Genomic DNA, 17924 nt, shown 5'->3' on the forward strand with positions numbered 1-17924 from the left:
AAAAAAGTGCATAAAGCACTTTTTTATTTTAGTCTTCTAAAGTTTCGATTAATTTAGCTATTTCTTCTGCTGCTAAAGTTTCATCATCACCAGTAGCTGTTACTGTAATGTTAGCTCCTTTAGTAACTCCTAATGATAAAACACCAATTAAACTCTTAACATTAGCTTTTTTTCCGTTAAATTCAATGCTTACATCTGATTTAAAAGATGAAGCCTTTTTAACTAATAAAGTCGCTGGTCTTGCGTGTAAACCAGTTCCGTTGTTCACTATTACTTCTTTAGATACCATTAAACACACCTCTTTACATATAATATATTATATATCTAACGATTACATTATATACTGTATTTAAAATAATTTCAATACTAAAATTTCCTTAAATATAAAGTTAATTATTTTTTATTTATATTTATCTAGGTTGAACAATTAACTTTATTGCAGTTCTTTCTTCACCATCAATTTCAATATCAGTAAATGCTGGTACGCATACTATATCTCTTCCTGTTGGCGCTACAAATCCTCTTGCAATTGCAACTGCTTTTACAGCTTGATTTATTGCCCCTGCTCCAACAGCTTGTACTTCTACAATGCTTTTTTCTTTAATTATTGCTGCTAATGCACCAGCAACTGAATTTGGATTAGATTTTGTTGATACTTTTAATACTTCCATTTATATTTTCCCTCCTGATTTAAAACCGTTTACATATAGTAGTAAAAAAAACTACTTATACAATTATATATTCTACAAAATAATTCTAATTCCTTCTTTTCATTTAAAAAAATTAAAATTAAAAGAACATATCTTACTTATAAAAATATGTTCTTTTAATTTATTATTTAGCAAAATCCACAGCCCTTATTTCTCTTATTACATTGATTTTAATTTGACCTGGATATTCTAATTGTTCTTCAACGCTTTTAGCTAAATTACGAGCTAGTTCAATAGAACCAGCATCATCTAATTGTTCTGGTTTAACCATTATCCTAATTTCTCTCCCAGCTTGAATGGCATATGACTTATCTACGCCCTCATAAGAATTTGCAATTTCTTCAAGTTTCTCTAATCTTTTAATATAAGCTTCTAATGTTTCTCTTCTTGCACCCGGTCTAGCTGCTGATATTGCATCAGCTGCTTGAACTAAAATAGCCTCTAAAGACATCATTTCAACATCACCGTGATGAGCTGCAATAGCATTAACAACTAAAGGTGATTCATGATACTTTTTAGCAAAGTCTCCACCAATTAGAGCATGAGGCCCTTCTTGTTCTTGATCTATAGCTTTACCAATATCATGTAATAATCCAGCTCTCTTAGCTAAATTAACATCAAGACCTAATTCTGAAGCCATTACACTAGCTAAGTATGCAACTTCTATTGAATGTTTTAAAACATTTTGACCATAGCTAGTTCTATACTTAAGCCTTCCTAAAAGCTTTATAATTTCAGGATGTAAACCATGTACACCTGTTTCTAAAGTCGCTTGTTCTCCTTCTTCTTTAATATCATTTTCAACATCTTTTTTGGCTCTTTCAACCATTTCTTCAATTCTAGCTGGATGTATTCTTCCATCTACAATTAATTTTTCAAGTGCTATTCTAGCTACTTCTCTTCTTATAGGATCGAAACTAGATAAAATAACCGCTTCTGGAGTATCATCAATTATTAAGTCTACTCCTGTTAATGTTTCGAGTGTTCTTATATTTCTACCTTCTCTTCCAATAATTCTGCCTTTCATTTCATCATTTGGTAATGCAACTACATGAACTGTTGATTCAGATACATGATCAGCTGCACATCTTTGTATTGCAGTAGTTATAATTTCTCTAGATTTTTTATCAGCTTCTTCTTTAGCTTTTGATTCAATTTCTTTAATAAGTAAAGCAGCATCGTGAGAAACTTCTTTTTTAACTTCTCCTAGAAGAATTTCTTTAGCTTCTTCTGTTGTTAAATTTGAAATTCTCTCTAACTCTTCTCTTCTTTTTACATATAACTGCTGAATATTTTCTTCAACTTGATCAACTTCTTGCATTCTTTTATTGATAGTTTCCTCTTTCTTTTCTAAAAGATCACTCTTTTTGTCTAAAGACTCTTCTCTTTGTAAAAGTCTTCTTTCAAGCCTTTGAATTTCATTTCTTCTCTCACGAGAATCTCTGTCTAAATCATTTCTTAGTTTGTGAACCTCTTCTTTAGCCTCTAAAATAGATTCTTTTTTAGTTGCTTCCGCTTCTCTTTTAGCTTTTTCTACTAAATCATTTGCTTCTTTTTCTAAAAATGAAACCTTTTTTTGCGTGGCCTTTTGTACGGCTTTATATACAATAAATCCGAATATTCCTAATAATAAAATATCAACTAATACCATTGTTAATATATTATTCAAACTAACACCTCCTTACATAAATCTCTATTTATATTTTAATAGAAAGCATTTAGGTGTCATATTATTCTCACTGTTCCTATGAATATGATAAACCAGTATTTGTTATTATTCTAACTTAAAAAAAAGATTATGTCAAGAATGTTACTTGTCATGCACATAGTGATTTAATTAAAATAAATAAAAAAATAAAATTAGAAATATCACTATAAGATTTACTTATTTGTAATATTCCTAATTTTATTTCATTACTTACTTTCTTTTTTATCCTTTTTTTTATTTTTATCTTCCATTAGTGGAAGTTCATATTTTAATCTTATTTTATTTTCAATTTCTAATGCAACCTCTGGGTTATCTCTTAAATATTGCTTTGCATTTTCTCTTCCTTGTCCTAATCTTATATCTCCATATGAGAACCAAGCACCGCTCTTTTGAACAATATTTTCTTTAACACCAACATCTACAATATTTCCTGTTCTAGAAATCCCCTCATTATACATTATATCAAATTCAGCTTGTTTAAATGGAGGAGCTACTTTATTTTTCATTATTTTAACTCTTGTTCTATTACCAATAATTTCATCACCTTGTTTTATTGAATCTATTCTTCTTACATCCATTCTAATACTTGAATAGAATTTAAGAGCTCTTCCTCCAGTAGTAGTTTCTGGATTTCCAAACATAACTCCAACTTTTTCTCTTAATTGATTTATAAAAATAACTACACACTTAGATTTATTAATTGTACCTGTTAATTTTCTTAAGGCTTGAGACATTAATCTTGCTTGTAATCCAACATGGGAATCTCCCATTTCACCTTCTATTTCAGCTCTAGGAACTAGTGCTGCAACTGAATCGACCACAAGAACATCTATAGCTCCTGATCTAACTAAAGCTTCTGCAATTTCTAAGCCTTGTTCTCCTGTATCCGGTTGAGATACTATAAGATTTTCTGTATCTACCCCTAAGTTTCTTGCATAACTTGGATCTAGAGCATGTTCTGCATCAACAAATGCTACTGCTCCACCTAATTTTTGAGCTTCTGCAGCTACATGTAATGCAACTGTTGTTTTACCAGAGCTTTCAGGTCCATAAATTTCTATTATTCTTCCTCTAGGAACTCCACCTATCCCTAAAGCTATATCTAAATCAAGACACCCAGTTGAAATTGAATCTACATTTAAAGTACTATGTTCACCTAACTTCATTATAGATCCCTTACCAAACTGCTTTTCAATTTGACTCATCGCATTTTCAATTGCTTTTAATTTATTTTCATCTATGTTTGCCATATAATAACCATCCTTTCACGAACATTTGTTCTTGTATGAGTAAATTATAATTTATATTTAATTTATAGTCAATATTTATTATATTTTTATATATTAAAAGTTCCTACTATAAAATATAGAAGGAACCTTTTTTTAAAATTATATCCATTTAAACTATAATTAAACACTTAATTCATAGAAATTACATGTTTATTTTTTATAAAGTAATCAATTCCTGAGATTATTGTTATTAAAACAGCTATATACATTATAATTTCAGGTACATAAGTAAAGAAGGAATTTAAAAATAAATTATTATCTACAAAATTTATTGCATCTACAGATGTATAAATATTAACTTTCAATAATAATAATAATATTGCTACCATTTGTGTTACTGTTTTAATTTTTCCCCACCAACTAGCAGCAATAATTTTTCCATTAGAGGCTGCTAATGTTCTTAATCCTGAGACTGCAAATTCTCTCGCTAAAATAACTACTACAGCCCAACTTGCTACTAATTTAAGTTCAACTAATGAAACTAATGCTGCTGTAACTAATAATTTATCAGCTAATGGGTCCATAAATTTCCCAAAATTAGTTATTTGATTTCTACTTCTAGCAATATATCCATCTAATTGATCAGTTATTGATGCTATTATAAATATAACAGTTGCTATTATAGATCCATACGGAATATTTTTTACTGTTATAAATAATAGGAAGACAGGTACTAAAAGTATCCTAATCATAGTTAATTTATTTGCTAAATTCATCTAAAACCTCTCCCATTAAATCGTACTCCATAATATCGCTAATCTTAACTTTTACTATATCACCTAAATTTAAAGGTTTTTCTTTTTTTATATAAATAAGACCATCAATTTCAGGAGCCATTTCATAACTTCTTCCAATGTAATAATCACTATTATTACCATCTATAATAGTATCATAAATTTTTCCTATTTTCAATTTATTTTGATCTTTAACTACTTTTCTTTGAATTTCCATAAGCTTCTTTTGTCGTTTAGCTTTAATATCTTCATCAATTTGATTATCCATTTTAGCAGCTGGTGTATCTTCTTCTTGTGAATATGAAAATACTCCAACATTCTCAAGCTTATAATCTTTTAAAAAGCTTTCTAACTCATTAAAATTTTCTTCAGTTTCTCCTGGAAAACCAACAATTAAAGAGGTTCTTAAGGCAATTCCTTCAATTTTATTTCTTAAAGTATTAATTTTATTAATGATATCTTCTTTATTTGTTCTTCTTCCCATTTTCTTTAAAACATCACTACTTATATGTTGAATTGGTAAGTCTAAGTATTTAACAACTTTTTTATTTTTAGCAATTTCCTCAATTAGTTCATCTGTAATTTCTTCTGGATAACAATACAATAATCTTATCCATTCAATATTTTCTATTTCAGATATTTTAGATATTAAATCATGAAGCATTCTTTTACCATAAATATCTACTCCATAGTCAGTTAAATCTTGAGCAATTAAAATTATTTCTTTAACTCCATTTTTTGCAAGCATATTTACTTCATCTAAAATATTTTTTTCTAATCTGCTTCTAAATTTACCTCTAATTTTAGGGATTATACAATAAGTACAAAAATTGTTACAACCTTCTGCAATTCTAACGTATGCAGTGTGTTGTTTAGTCGTTAATAATCTAATTCCTTCATTAATTCCTTCATCACTATAGTTAGTTGATGAAATTCTTTTATGATCTTTTATAAAGTCTAATATTAATTTGTGTAATTTCATATAATCATTAACACCCATTAATATATCTATTTCTGGAATTAAATCTAATAATTCATCTCCATATCTTTGAGTTAAACACCCTGTTGCAATTAGCATTTTGCAATTATATTTATTTTTATATTCTGCCATTTCTAAAATTGTATCAATAGATTCTTGTTTAGCGCTTTCTATAAATCCACAGGTATTAACAATTATTATATCAGCTTCTTTTGCATCATTAGTTATTTCATAATGTTTATTTATTGATCCTAATATTAATTCTGAATCAACTCTATTTTTATCGCATCCTAAGCTGACCATTCCAACTTTATATTTTTTCAAAATAATTTCCTCCTAAGTTCAAATAATAATATTTATTGTAATTTAACTATATTATATTTACAAGTATTTTATATTATTAGCTATTATACACATTTCCTTTTTCAACTAACACTTGTCTTGGCTTGCTTCCATCTCTTTGAGAAATTATACCACGTTCTTCTAATTCATCCATTATTCTAGATGCTCTATTAAAGCCAACTCTTAATTTTCTTTGTATAAACGAAGTTGAAGCTTGTTGATATTCAATAACTAATTTTATAGCTTCTTCTAATAATTCATCACATTCATTATCTAATTGGTTTTCGTTAATAGAATCATTATTTATATGATTTAATATTTCTTCTGAATAATCAATGCGCTCATCTGATTTTTTTATAAATTCAACTACATTTTCAACTTCTTCCTCTGAAATAAATGCTCCTTGAATTCTAATTGGCTTGTTTTCACCTAGAGGATAATAAAGCATATCCCCTCTACCAAGAAGCTTTTCAGCACCAACTTGATCTAATATAGTTCTTGAATCAGTTCCAGAAGAAACAGCAAAAGAAATTCTTGAAGGTATATTAGCTTTTATTACACCTGTTATAACATCCACAGATGGCCTTTGAGTAGCTATAATTAAATGCATTCCTGCAGCTCTTGCCATTTGAGCTAATCTACAAATATAATCTTCTACATCATTTGGGCAAGCCATCATTAAATCTGCAAGTTCATCTACAATTACTACTATATAAGGTAATTTCTCTTTTATTTGTCCTTTTTTTAGAAGATTATTATATGATTCTATATTTTTAACCTTCATTTGAGAAAATAAATTATATCGTTTATTCATTTCATTAACAGCCCAATTAAGAGCTCCAGCTGCCTTTTTAGGGTCTGTTACAACCGGGATTAATAGATGTGGTATTCCGTTATAAACACTTAATTCAACCACTTTAGGATCTACCATAAGAAGTTTAACTTGATCTGGAGAATACTTATATAACAAACTTATTATAAGAGTGTTTATACAAACAGACTTTCCTGATCCTGTTGCCCCTGCAATTAACATATGTGGCATTTTACTTAGGTCTCCAACTATACATTTTCCTGTTATATCTTTTCCTAAAGCAAAAGCTAAGTTTTTATTGGTATTTGTAAATTCTTTAGAATCAAGAACCTCTCTTAAAAAAACAGGTAATTGTTTTTTATTTGGAACTTCAATACCTATAGCAGCCTTTCCTGGAATAGGAGCTTCCATTCTAACCCCATTTGCTGCTAACCCTAATGCTATATCATCTTGTAAATTAACTATTTTTGATACTTTTACCCCAGGACTTGGTTGTAATTCAAATCTTGTAACTGAAGGACCTTTAGTTACTTGTATCACTTTAGCTTCTACTCCAAAATCAGAAAGTGTCTCAACTAGTTTATCTGCACTTTCAATTAAATCTTTTTTATCTTCATTTTTCAATTTCAACTTAGAATTTATGTTTAGTAAATTCATAGTAGGAAATAAATATTCCTTTTTATTTTCTTGTTCTACTTCATTTATTGAGTATTCTATTTCTTTATTAAAAAACTCCTTATCTTTAAAAGATAAATTTTTACTATTTGTTTTTAAATTACTATTGATACTTTTATCCATATCATCTAAATTAATTTTTTGAAGAGGAGTTGTTTCCTGAAAGTCTGAGTTTTTAGAAAAGTCCATTATTTGTATTTTGCTAGTTATATCTTTTGCAAATTCCTCTTCTTCACTTTCATTATTTAAATCAGAAACTATAACTTCAATATTATCATCTTTAATACTTTTTTCTTTTTTCCTTTTTAAATTATTCTTTTTAATTTCTTTTTTATAAGAATTACTACCTATAAAAGAATTTATGATATTTTTACCTTTTATATATATATCATATAGAGTTAAATCCATAAATAAAATCATTCCTATTAAAAATAAAGTACTATATAATATATAACTTCCTATATAACCTATTAATTTTGATAATGGATAAGCAATAAGAAATCCAAAGAATCCACCATGAATAGAATAATTATCTGAAAAATGAATCTTTTTTATCATTTCAAAAAAATTATAATCATTATATACAGAGCCACTTACAAATTGAATTAACATAGTGCTACAAAATAGCCAAATAACTATAGCAATTAATGTTATACTAAAGAATTTTTTTGAATATTTTATTGTTCCTTTTGATCTTATTGTATCTATACCAAAATAAATAAGATATATAGGAACAAGATAAGATATAATTCCAAACATATTATATAGTGTTTTTCTAGATATTACTGATAAAATTCCAGCTAAGTCTGTATAAGTTGAAAAAGCTAATAATAATCCTATAGATATATAAAGTATCGATTTAACATCTCCTTTCTTCTCATCAACATCTTTGAGCTTCTTTTTTGAATTGTTTTTTTGTCTCCTTTTTCCCATTAAATCACCTCTATTTAAAAACATCATTTTTAGCAAATTTATTATATTATAGCTTATAAATATTTTAAACATATTTTAAATAAAAAAGAAACTCCCTTACAGGAATTTCTTTTTTATTTTATTCATTTATATTTTCATTATTTTTTATAAGTTCATCTAATTTATCTAAAGCATCTTTTATTCCACCTACACTATCTATTAATCCGCATTCTACAGCTTGTTCTCCAATTAAAATAGTTCCCATATCATTTAATAATTCATCTGACTTTAACATCATTCTCTCTAATTCATCTTTATCTATTTTAGATGTTCTAACTATAAAATTATTTATACGTTCTTGCATCTTTTTAAAATAATGGAAAGTTTGCGCTACACCAATTACAAATCCATTCATTCTAACTGGATGAACAATCATTGTTGCTGATGGACTAATAAATGAATAATCAGCAGAGGTTGCTAAAGGAACTCCTATGGAATGTCCTCCACCAATTACAATTGAAACTGTTGGCTTTGATAAAGAACATATCATTTCAGCTATAGCCAATCCAGCTTCAACATCTCCTCCAACAGTGTTTAATACAATTAATATTCCCTTTACTTTATCATTTTGCTCCATAGAAATTAATTGCGGTATTATATGTTCATATTTTGTAGACTTAGTTTGTGGTGGTAAAACCACATGTCCCTCAACTTGCCCTATTATAGGTAATATCTGAATACTTTGACTTGGACCACTCATATTAGTAGTACCTAACTCCTTTATTTCAGAAACTTTTTCTTCTTCCTTACTTACATTTTCATCTTTAATTTCCTCTGATTTTTTTTCTTCATTAATAATCCCACATTTTAATCCTTGATCAGAATACTTTTCTATATCCATAATCCTTTTCCTCCATATATTATTTTTAATTAATTTAGCCTCTAATATCTAAAACTACAGCGTATAATATTTTCCCATTTTTATATGTACCTTCAACTCCTACTACTATTTTTTTATCTAACTGCGGAACTTTTATAGTTCCCCTATTAATTTCTAATTCCTTAATTTCATCATCCCAAATGTATGCTCTAATTTTAGTAGGATTTTCACTAAATTCAAAATTTATAACTTCTCCTCCTCTAACTTTTAAAGAATTCTTTTTCAAGAGGATTTTATAATCATCATAAATAGTTTTATCAAGCTCGCTTTCACTATTATCACTATTTAAAATAAAATGATAAGAACATAAATATTTAGTAGAATGCTTTCCTCTTAATCTAACAATTAATGATGGTATTAGGTCGTTTTCTTTATTATTCTTTACTTCGTTTTTTTTATTTTCATCATTGCTGTTTTTCTTTATGTTGTCACTTTCACCTAATTCTTGTTTCTTTTCTTCTTCCTTTTTTTTAATCTCCTCTAATCTTTGTTGGTCTATTTGTCTCCTTTCTTCCTTTAATTCTTTTTTCAACTCTTCCAATGTTTTATATGGCTCACTTTTATCTTCTTCAGTATCTTGCTTAATTTCATTTGGTTCTGCATATACTACATTACAATTTAAAGCTATTAATAATGTTAATATTAATTTAAATAAAAATATATTTTTTCCCATTTAACAACACCTCTAGAGTTTCTTTCTAAAATAGTTTCTCCAAAATAAATAAATAAATTTATTTATAATAAAAAAGTGTACCAAAAATTTAATACACTTTTTGGTACACTAAGCTATAAATTACCAGCAACCGCCGCCGAAGAAAAATAATAATATAATTATCCACCACCAGCCACCGCCGTAGCCGCCAAAACCACCGCAATTACCATAGCCACCATATCCACAACAACTATTGCAACAAGGATTGCAAGTGTTACAAGGATTACAGCAAGTACAACAACAATTATTTCTACAGCAATTGTTTCTTCTACAACAACATTTCTTTGACATGTTTCCCATCTCCTATCTTTGGTACTTTAATATATAGTATTCAATCTTACTTTTTTATGTTCACCAATATAAAGATATTCTTTGTAATTAGACATTTTTTATAATTTTTGTTATTATAATCATATATGGTAATCTAAGGAGTGATTAAATATGAATACCAACCGCAATAGGCTTATAGCCCCTAGAAATGTAGTAAATACAAAGATGTTATATTCATTTTATATATTAAAAGAGCTATCAAAAGGAGAAGTTATATTCGGAAATAAAGTATTAGAAGCATTTAGAGATGTGTTTAAAAGTTCAAACCTTCCTTTTCCAGTATCATCAAGCACAATATATGAAACTTTATATGATCTTGAAAGTAAAGGATATGTCATAAGTAAATGGACAGGCGATGATTTTCTAAATAAACGAAGCAAAAAAATCTATTCTATTACAGATGAAGGTATATACTACTATAAACATCATATAGCAGATTATATAGATAATTTAAAAAAGACTAAAAATACACTCGACTTAATGATAGAAATGCTAAGATAAAAACATAAAAATTTAATATTAATATTTTAAAATATATACTGTATCATGATACAATCAATAGCAAAAAAATGATACAGTATATGTTTTTAATTTTCCATATTACAAATTTCATCTAATGAATTAAGAATTTTTCTATACCCCTCTTTCATTAAAGGGTCATTATACAATTCTTTATAACTAACGTTATCAATATTTTGAGATAAAATTTTAGGATAATTCTCCCCATAAATTTTTTCTAATACATTTCTATAAGAATTTCTAATTATTATATTTTCAGATTTACCATTCCAATAAAATTCAACTATTTTAGAACATTCTTCTAAAACCCCATATAATTGATAAATATAGCTTAGTTCCTTTAAAGAGTATTCACTACATAAAGATGCAACTATTTTATGATAGTCTTTATAAATAGGTATAGAACTATAAAAACTATATTTTTCTTCTTTTTGCAAATACCTAACACTTTGATAAATTGCATTACAAAAATCTAATCTAATAATATTTGCATTAATAAATTTCTCTTGGCACTTACATTGATGCTGATAGTTTAGGTTTTCTTTTTGTAGCCTCGTTTGTTCATGTAATGAAAACTTATTTATAAACCAGCTACAAATAGCCCCAATTACTGAACCTAGTATTAATCCTCCAGCAGATATTAAAGCAGTAACTAGTGCAATAGGCAAAAAACTCACTCCTTATAATAATATTCTAATAATATTATTTATCATTATTAAATAAAATATAAATTTTATGTCTATTTTTTAACTTTTGCATAATATATTTATTAATAAAAAAAATTAAGGAGTAAAATATATTGTCGTTTATCATGAATAATTATATTAAATCATCATATATAAAAAAGGTTTTTTTAGAAAATTGTATTAAAAATAATAATAAACTTCTTCTTTATTTTTCACCAATTGATTATAATAATTTTAACATTTCAACAATAATAATTAAAAACATTAAAAATAGAGAAGAATTTATATGTCCATTTACAAAGGAATATCCTAATATAATCAGTATAGATTTAAATCCACTTTGTTCTTATTTTACAGATTATGAAGGATCTATTTTTATAGATACAAATGACGATAAACTATTAATTCCATTATCACCTTATAAAAATGTATTAAATATCGAAAGCACATTAGATAAATCACAATTTAAATTATTTCTAAGAGTTTTAGACAATGGGGAATTTAGAGTTTCTAGTATAGTAAATAAAAAATACTAAGGGTTACCCTTAGTATTTTTTATTTAGTTTTAATATTATTTCCTAAAGTTAATTTTAATTCATATAATTCATCCTTTAATTTATTAATAATATTATTTGACTCTGTTAAATCCTTTTTATTTTTTTCCTCAATAGTTTTTAGCAATTGATTTTTTTCATTATTGATTTTAGTTATTTCATTAGACTTATCAAGCAAAATATCTTGTATTTTACAATTAAGCTCATTAGCATATAATTTATACTCATTTTTTTCATTTCTCAGTTCACAAACTTCAGATAGATATCTTTCATTTTCCAATTTTAAATATTCAAATTTTTGTGAATCTATTTTATTTTCAGTTAACTTATTTTCTAAAATCTTAACTTGTCTTTCTAGTTCATTATTTTCTTTCTTTATAGATTTGTTTTCCTTAGATAAATCAGAAAGCGATGATATATGAATTTGTAAATTTTCTATAATTTTAGCCTTTTCACTTAATTCTTTTTCAACTGTAGTTAATGCTAAGTTAACTCTAGTAAAACTTTCTTTTGTTTCAGTTAATTCTTTAATTTTATCTTTAAATTCAAAATTTCTTTCTTCTATTTTTTTATTTAAAGAATTGTTTTCATCTTGTAATAAAGATATAATTCTATCTTTTTTCTTTAATTCTTTTTTTATTTTATCATTACATTTATCTTCAATATATGTAGCCATTTCCAAAGAATTTATAAAACATTCTTTTATAGATTCTATAAGATAATTAAACCTATCTATCTCACCTTTTCTATCAGCAAATTTTTCATTACCTTCAATTTTAAAAACTTCATATTGATTTAATAAAGCTAATATCATACTTTCTGCATCATCAAAACTAGATTGAAGTAAATTTAATCTTTCTTTTGTAGATTTTTTTAATTTTAATCCCTTAGTTTCTATTTTTTCTTTCTCATCCGTAAAAGATTCATTTCTCTCAAGTTTATTATCAAAAAGTTTTTCTTTATTATTTATTATAACTTCTGTATCTTTCATATTTTAACCCTTTCATTTTCAACTTAGTTAACCATAGTTAACTAAGTTATTTTTATGTTAACCATAAAATATAATATCATATTTATAATTAATTTTATATATTTTTTATTAAATTTTCTTTAAATAAAAACTGCACACATTTTTAAATGTGTGCAGTTTTTACAATTCAATAATAAATTTATCTATATAATTGGTCTTCTTATAAAAAGACCTTCAGATTTAAACATATCCATAACAAACCTTAAATCTATACAACCAAAATCCATAACTTTAATACACCATGAAGTTATTTCTATTCCTATTTTTAGATCATTAAATATAATATCCATTCTCTTTTTTGGTACAGATAAATTATAAATTACATCATCTATAAATCTATTTAAGTCATTATTATATGGTTCAAAAGATAAGTTTTCTTCCTCATCATGTACTAATTTTAAAATATGACTATCATAAAGATATAATTTACTCATTGATAATACAAATTTATTTAAAACATTATAACTATTATTTTTTAAAATTATATTTTCAAAATCACTATATTTATCTATATTAACAACTTTTCTAGGAAGTATATCAACTATATAAATATCTCTATATTCCTTTTGTTTATAATTATCATCTATTAACTTTTGAAATAGAACCTTAATAGCTTTACTTTCTTTTCCAGAATTTTCTCTCATAAAACCACCTCTAAAATTTCATTTTTTATTATATTTATATTATTAAAAAAATAAAATAATATTTTAATATTATTTTAGCCCTTTTTATTATTTAATATTATTATTCTCTAAGATTATAAATTTATAAAAAAATGAAGGTATATATCTAACTTTATCATAGATAATACCTTCATTTTTTATTATTTATATTGTTTTCTTAATAATTCTATTTCAGCTTTATATCCATCTAATTCATTAGGAGTTTCTAAGAAAAATGGTAAGTGTCTAAGCTTTGGATGATTTATTATTTTGCTTATTCCTTCAAGACCTAAACTGCCTTCCCCTATTTTTTCATGTCTATCTTTGTGACTATTAAAAGGATTTTTGCTATCATTTAGATGTATTGCTTTTAATCTATCTAATCCTATTATTTTGTCAAATTCTTCTAAAACATTATCTAAATTGTTTAGTATATCATATCCAGCATCATAAACATGGCATGTATCTAAACATACACCTAAATGATCATTCAATTCTACTCTATCAATAATCTTTGCTATTTCCTCAAAGCTTCTTCCTATTTCTGTGCCTTTTCCTGCCATTGTTTCTAGTAATACAGTAGTTGTTTGTTCAGGTTTTAATACTTTATTTAACATTTCTACGATATAATCTATTCCTACATCAACACCTTGTTTAACATGACTACCTGGATGAAAATTATATAAATTATTAGGTAAATATTCCATCCTAACTAAGTCATCAGCCATCATCTCAGTTGCAAACTTTCTTGTATTTTCATCTGCTGAGCATCCATTTAAAGTATATGGAGCATGTGCTAATATTTTAGCAAAATTATTTTCTTTCATTATTTTTAAAAGTTCATTTATATCTTTTTCATCTATATCCTTTGCCTTGCCACCTCTAGGATTACGTGTGAAAAATTGAAAAGTATTTGCTCCAATAGATAAAGCTTCCTTTCCCATATTCTTAAATCCCTTAGAAGTAGACAAGTGACATCCTATGTTTAACATCTTTAGTCCTCCAATATTATATAATTATTAATTAATCAAAATTTTAATTTTAATAATTTTAATATACTATAAAACAATACTACTATCAATAAATAATAATTATTATTAAATAATTTATTCTTTTATAATTTCTTCATTAAGTATATTAACTATAAATTCTTCAATAGAGTTATATCCATAATCATACGTTAAATTTTTAAGCATATATTTTTCATCTTCATCTATTTCTAATAATATTTTTGTTCTATATTTATTATTCACCTTTTCCTTTATTCTTTTTTCCATTTTATTTTTTTCTTTAATATCTAAATATAATCCATAAATTATAATAAAAATATAAAAAACAATAAATAACTTATGTAATATATTTAAATCTATACTATTCATAATATTTTAATCTCCATACTTTGTTATCCAAGGATCATATATACATATCTTTTTTATATATTCATTTACACTCTTATTATTTATTATAGCTTTATTTCTAATTTTTCTTTCATTATATTTTGATAATTTTAAAATTATAGTTTCTTTTCTATTTCTCATAAATATTCACCCCTATAATTTATTTTTGTAATATTTTATTATAAAAATAATAAAATATTACAAAAATAATAGAATTTAAAAATTAAGTTATTATTTAATAATCCCTATTCTAATCTTCCTTATAGCAAATAATAGGGGTTCCTGGCTCTATATTTTCATAGATTTTTTTTGCCAAATATTCAGGTACATTAACACATCCATGACTACCATCTGTCTTATATATTTTCCCACCAAAAGATCCTCTCCACTTTGCATCATGTATTCCTATATTGCAATTAAACGGCATCCAATATTTAACGTCAGAACTATATCCTGCACCCTTTAGTGTTGCATTTTTTTGTTTATAGTTTAATATATAAGTTCCTTGAGGTGTTGCATTTCCTCTACTAATATTTCCAGTTACAATATCACCTTGAGTTAATACTTCTCCATTTTTATAAAACCACAAATATTGATTAGTCAAATTTATTTCTACATAAGTATTACCAATATCATTTTTTCTACTCCCTAATGCCCTTTGAATATATAATGGTTCTCTTTCTATAATTTCTCCACCTTTTATATTTTTAAGTAATTCATCAAACTCTTTACTCTTATCAATTTTCCATCCATAATTTCCGCCAATTATTTCTACATTTTTTCTGGTTGTAGTTTTAAAAATACGATTTTTGCCATATGTATCATATTTAATACTTAAATTATTTAAATATTCTTTTATTCTTTTTTTATTAAATACAATATTCATAAGCTGATCTACCTCTAACCATTCATTAATAATATTCCCATCTAAAATTTCTATTTCATCATCAAAATTATAATATACTGTAGTAGATACATACTTATTTAATTCATTTTTAGCTTCTATAACTTTTTTACTATCTGAAGTAAAATCTGGATGTTCATAAGCATTTATTTCTTCTAAATCAATACTTTCTAATCCTCTTAAAATAGAATTTAATATATAAGCATATAAATAATCTTTATTAACCTTATTTCCTTCAACTTCTTCAATTATTTCATATTCAGTTCCGTTATAGTGAAAACAAGCATCTAAAGGTTCAATAATATTCTCTTTTGCAAAACATAAAAGATTATTAAATTCATTATCAAGCAAACTCTTTTCATAAGAATAAAAATTATCTATATTATATATACTTTTAGTAAAAATAGCTTTAAACCAGAAAAAACAATTTTGTTTTTTCTTTAATTCACTAATTTTATCTGCTCCTTTATATTCAAAATTAATTTTATCTCCATATATATATTCTATTACATTATCTCTTTCCTTAATTTCTAAAATATAATTATTAGACTTGTCTAACAGCTTTTCATTTGCTTCAGCTACTGTCTTAAATGATATATTCACTCCATTTATATATGTTCCTATAAAAAAATGATTATTAAAATAAATAGAAATTAAAAAATACATTATTAATAAAGAAAAAGAAACAGTAATTATAATAAAAACTATACTATTTTTTTTATTATTAACCAATATAATCATCCCCCATAATATTTATAAAGTACTTGTACATTTTATTGTTATGTAATTATTTTATATTTTAAAACAAATAAAAAAATAATAACGAAAAATTTACTTATTTCGTTATTATTTAAAAAGTTAAATTAAATTATCATTTTTTAATAAGTTATAAAGTGTAGGATTAAAATTAAATGTTTTAATTAAGCTATTAACTTCTTCGAAAGACTTTTCTCTCTTTTCTTTTGATATATTAGATTTTGAAGCTCTAATTAATATATTTTTTGGTGAATGTGAAATATCTATAAACTCTAATAATTGAGTCTTATATCCAGCACATTCTAATAAGTTAGCTCTTACACTATCTGTCATTAAAGCTGATATTCTTTCCTGTACTATACCATACTTAGTTAATATTGATAAATCATTAGTTTTTATTTGAGAATTAAATTCATGTTGACAACATGGAACTGAAAAAATCATATTACTGTTCCACTTAACAGCATTATATAATGCGTAATCAGTTGCAGTATCACAAGCATGTAATGTTATTACCATATCAACTTTATTATTATATTTAAATCCGTTAATATCTCCTAACTCAAAATGTAAATTTTCATAGTTATATCTTTGTGCTATTTCATTACATTTTTTAATTACATCTTCCTTTAAATCTAATCCTATCATTTTAACATTTATATTTTTTATCTTAACAAAATAGTAATACAATACAAATGTTAAATAAGACTTTCCACATCCAAAATCTAATATTGTTAAATCATTATAATTATTTTTTCTAATTTCATCATCAATTATTTCAATAAATCTATTTATTTGTTTATACTTATCGTACTTGGAATTAACAATTTTCCCCTCTTTAGTGAACACACCTAAATCTATAAGAGGTTCAATTATCATACCTTCCTTTAATATATAATTTTTTTCTTTATTATGTCCTTTATTAATATTTTTAGAATTATCACATTTCTTTTTACCTAAAAATATTTTTCCTTTTTTTGATATTTTCATATCATATGTAAAATTACATGACCATGCAGAAAGTTGCTTATAATTTTCATTTAAACATTCATATATTTTATCACTAATATTTTCAACCTTTATATTTTCATGAAAAACTTGTTTATCAGTAAATTTTTCTAGTTGATAAAACTTACCCTTATTTGTTTCTTTAATATTAATTACAATTTTATTATATTTAACTTCTTTATTAGCTTTATTACTTATAACTGCTTTAATTATTTCGTCGTTAAATACTTCATTTAATACTTTTCTTAACTCTTCCATTTAATCCA

The 17924-nt window shown here is 25.0% G+C and carries 20 protein-coding genes; 2 read left to right on the forward strand and 18 right to left on the reverse strand.

The window, feature by feature from the left end:
• Positions 1-28: 28 nt before the first annotated feature.
• From QZ321_RS01675 to QZ321_RS01720, 10 genes are all read right to left on the reverse strand, one after another.
• On the reverse strand, positions 29-289 hold the full coding sequence (locus QZ321_RS01675; RefSeq protein WP_195469199.1) for an HPr family phosphocarrier protein: 261 nt from the start codon (positions 287-289) through the stop codon (positions 29-31).
• Positions 290-410: 121 nt separating this feature from the next.
• Positions 411-671, reverse strand: coding sequence for a stage V sporulation protein S (locus QZ321_RS01680; RefSeq protein WP_291743225.1), 261 nt, complete (start codon positions 669-671; stop codon positions 411-413).
• A gap of 163 nt (positions 672-834) precedes the next feature.
• Positions 835-2370 carry a ribonuclease Y gene (gene rny / locus QZ321_RS01685; protein WP_291743230.1) on the reverse strand — a complete coding sequence of 512 codons (1536 nt, stop codon included), beginning with the start codon at positions 2368-2370 and terminating at the stop codon, positions 835-837.
• 254 nt (positions 2371-2624) lie between these two features.
• The gene (recA, locus tag QZ321_RS01690) at positions 2625-3668 is read right to left on the reverse strand and encodes a recombinase RecA (protein WP_291749247.1); all 1044 of its coding nucleotides are present in this window, start codon (positions 3666-3668) and stop codon (positions 2625-2627) included.
• Positions 3669-3835: 167 nt separating this feature from the next.
• Positions 3836-4423: a CDP-diacylglycerol--glycerol-3-phosphate 3-phosphatidyltransferase gene (gene pgsA, locus QZ321_RS01695; RefSeq protein ID WP_291743218.1), complete on the reverse strand. Its 588-nt coding sequence runs from the start codon at positions 4421-4423 to the stop codon at positions 3836-3838.
• Positions 4407-5744 carry a 30S ribosomal protein S12 methylthiotransferase RimO gene (gene rimO, locus QZ321_RS01700; RefSeq protein WP_291749245.1) on the reverse strand — a complete coding sequence of 446 codons (1338 nt, stop codon included), beginning with the start codon at positions 5742-5744 and terminating at the stop codon, positions 4407-4409. The genes pgsA and rimO overlap by 17 nt, the downstream gene beginning before the upstream one ends.
• A 76-nt stretch (positions 5745-5820) precedes the next feature.
• Positions 5821-8253, reverse strand: a complete 2433-nt coding sequence (locus QZ321_RS01705; RefSeq protein ID WP_294196040.1) for a DNA translocase FtsK — start codon at positions 8251-8253, stop codon at positions 5821-5823.
• Positions 8254-8299: 46 nt separating this feature from the next.
• The gene (locus QZ321_RS01710; RefSeq protein ID WP_291749238.1) at positions 8300-9061 is read right to left on the reverse strand and encodes an ATP-dependent Clp protease proteolytic subunit; all 762 of its coding nucleotides are present in this window, start codon (positions 9059-9061) and stop codon (positions 8300-8302) included.
• A 34-nt stretch (positions 9062-9095) separates the two neighbouring features.
• Complete coding sequence (locus QZ321_RS01715) at positions 9096-9773, reverse strand: hypothetical protein (protein WP_291749235.1); 678 nt, start codon at positions 9771-9773, stop codon at positions 9096-9098.
• 120 nt (positions 9774-9893) lie between these two features.
• Positions 9894-10103, reverse strand: coding sequence for a ground-like protein (locus QZ321_RS01720; RefSeq protein ID WP_291749230.1), 210 nt, complete (start codon positions 10101-10103; stop codon positions 9894-9896).
• A gap of 150 nt (positions 10104-10253) precedes the next feature.
• Between QZ321_RS01720 and QZ321_RS01725 the strand changes: the two genes are divergently transcribed.
• Positions 10254-10643: a PadR family transcriptional regulator gene (locus QZ321_RS01725; RefSeq protein WP_291744236.1), complete on the forward strand. Its 390-nt coding sequence runs from the start codon at positions 10254-10256 to the stop codon at positions 10641-10643.
• Between the two features lie 86 nt (positions 10644-10729).
• Here QZ321_RS01725 and QZ321_RS01730 read toward each other — a convergent pair whose 3' ends face one another.
• Positions 10730-11329: a hypothetical protein gene (locus QZ321_RS01730; protein WP_291749228.1), complete on the reverse strand. Its 600-nt coding sequence runs from the start codon at positions 11327-11329 to the stop codon at positions 10730-10732.
• A gap of 131 nt (positions 11330-11460) precedes the next feature.
• Here QZ321_RS01730 and QZ321_RS01735 point away from each other — a divergent pair, with 131 nt between their 5' ends.
• Positions 11461-11883, forward strand: coding sequence for a hypothetical protein (locus QZ321_RS01735; RefSeq protein WP_291749225.1), 423 nt, complete (start codon positions 11461-11463; stop codon positions 11881-11883).
• Positions 11884-11902: 19 nt separating this feature from the next.
• On the opposite strand, the gene QZ321_RS01740 is transcribed toward QZ321_RS01735, so the two are convergent.
• The 7 genes from QZ321_RS01740 to QZ321_RS01770 form a co-directional block, all read right to left on the reverse strand.
• The gene (locus QZ321_RS01740) at positions 11903-12892 is read right to left on the reverse strand and encodes a hypothetical protein (protein ID WP_291749222.1); all 990 of its coding nucleotides are present in this window, start codon (positions 12890-12892) and stop codon (positions 11903-11905) included.
• A 182-nt stretch (positions 12893-13074) separates the two neighbouring features.
• On the reverse strand, positions 13075-13575 hold the full coding sequence (locus tag QZ321_RS01745; RefSeq protein WP_291744386.1) for a hypothetical protein: 501 nt from the start codon (positions 13573-13575) through the stop codon (positions 13075-13077).
• Between the two features lie 179 nt (positions 13576-13754).
• Positions 13755-14585 carry a deoxyribonuclease IV gene (locus QZ321_RS01750; RefSeq protein WP_291744384.1) on the reverse strand — a complete coding sequence of 277 codons (831 nt, stop codon included), beginning with the start codon at positions 14583-14585 and terminating at the stop codon, positions 13755-13757.
• Positions 14586-14699: 114 nt separating this feature from the next.
• Positions 14700-14972: a hypothetical protein gene (locus QZ321_RS01755; protein ID WP_291744382.1), complete on the reverse strand. Its 273-nt coding sequence runs from the start codon at positions 14970-14972 to the stop codon at positions 14700-14702.
• 6 nt (positions 14973-14978) lie between these two features.
• Entirely contained in the window at positions 14979-15131 is a 153-nt protein-coding gene (locus QZ321_RS01760; RefSeq protein WP_291749220.1) for a hypothetical protein, read from the reverse strand.
• A 109-nt stretch (positions 15132-15240) separates the two neighbouring features.
• A complete protein-coding gene (locus tag QZ321_RS01765) occupies positions 15241-16626 on the reverse strand; it encodes a L,D-transpeptidase family protein (protein ID WP_291749217.1) in 1386 nt (461 codons plus the stop codon).
• A gap of 126 nt (positions 16627-16752) precedes the next feature.
• On the reverse strand, positions 16753-17916 hold the full coding sequence (locus QZ321_RS01770) for an SAM-dependent methyltransferase (protein WP_291744463.1): 1164 nt from the start codon (positions 17914-17916) through the stop codon (positions 16753-16755).
• Positions 17917-17924 lie beyond the last annotated feature (8 nt).

The sequence above is a fragment of the uncultured Clostridium sp. genome (genome assembly GCF_910588715.1).
Taxonomy (GTDB): Bacteria; Bacillota; Clostridia; order Clostridiales; family Clostridiaceae; genus Clostridium.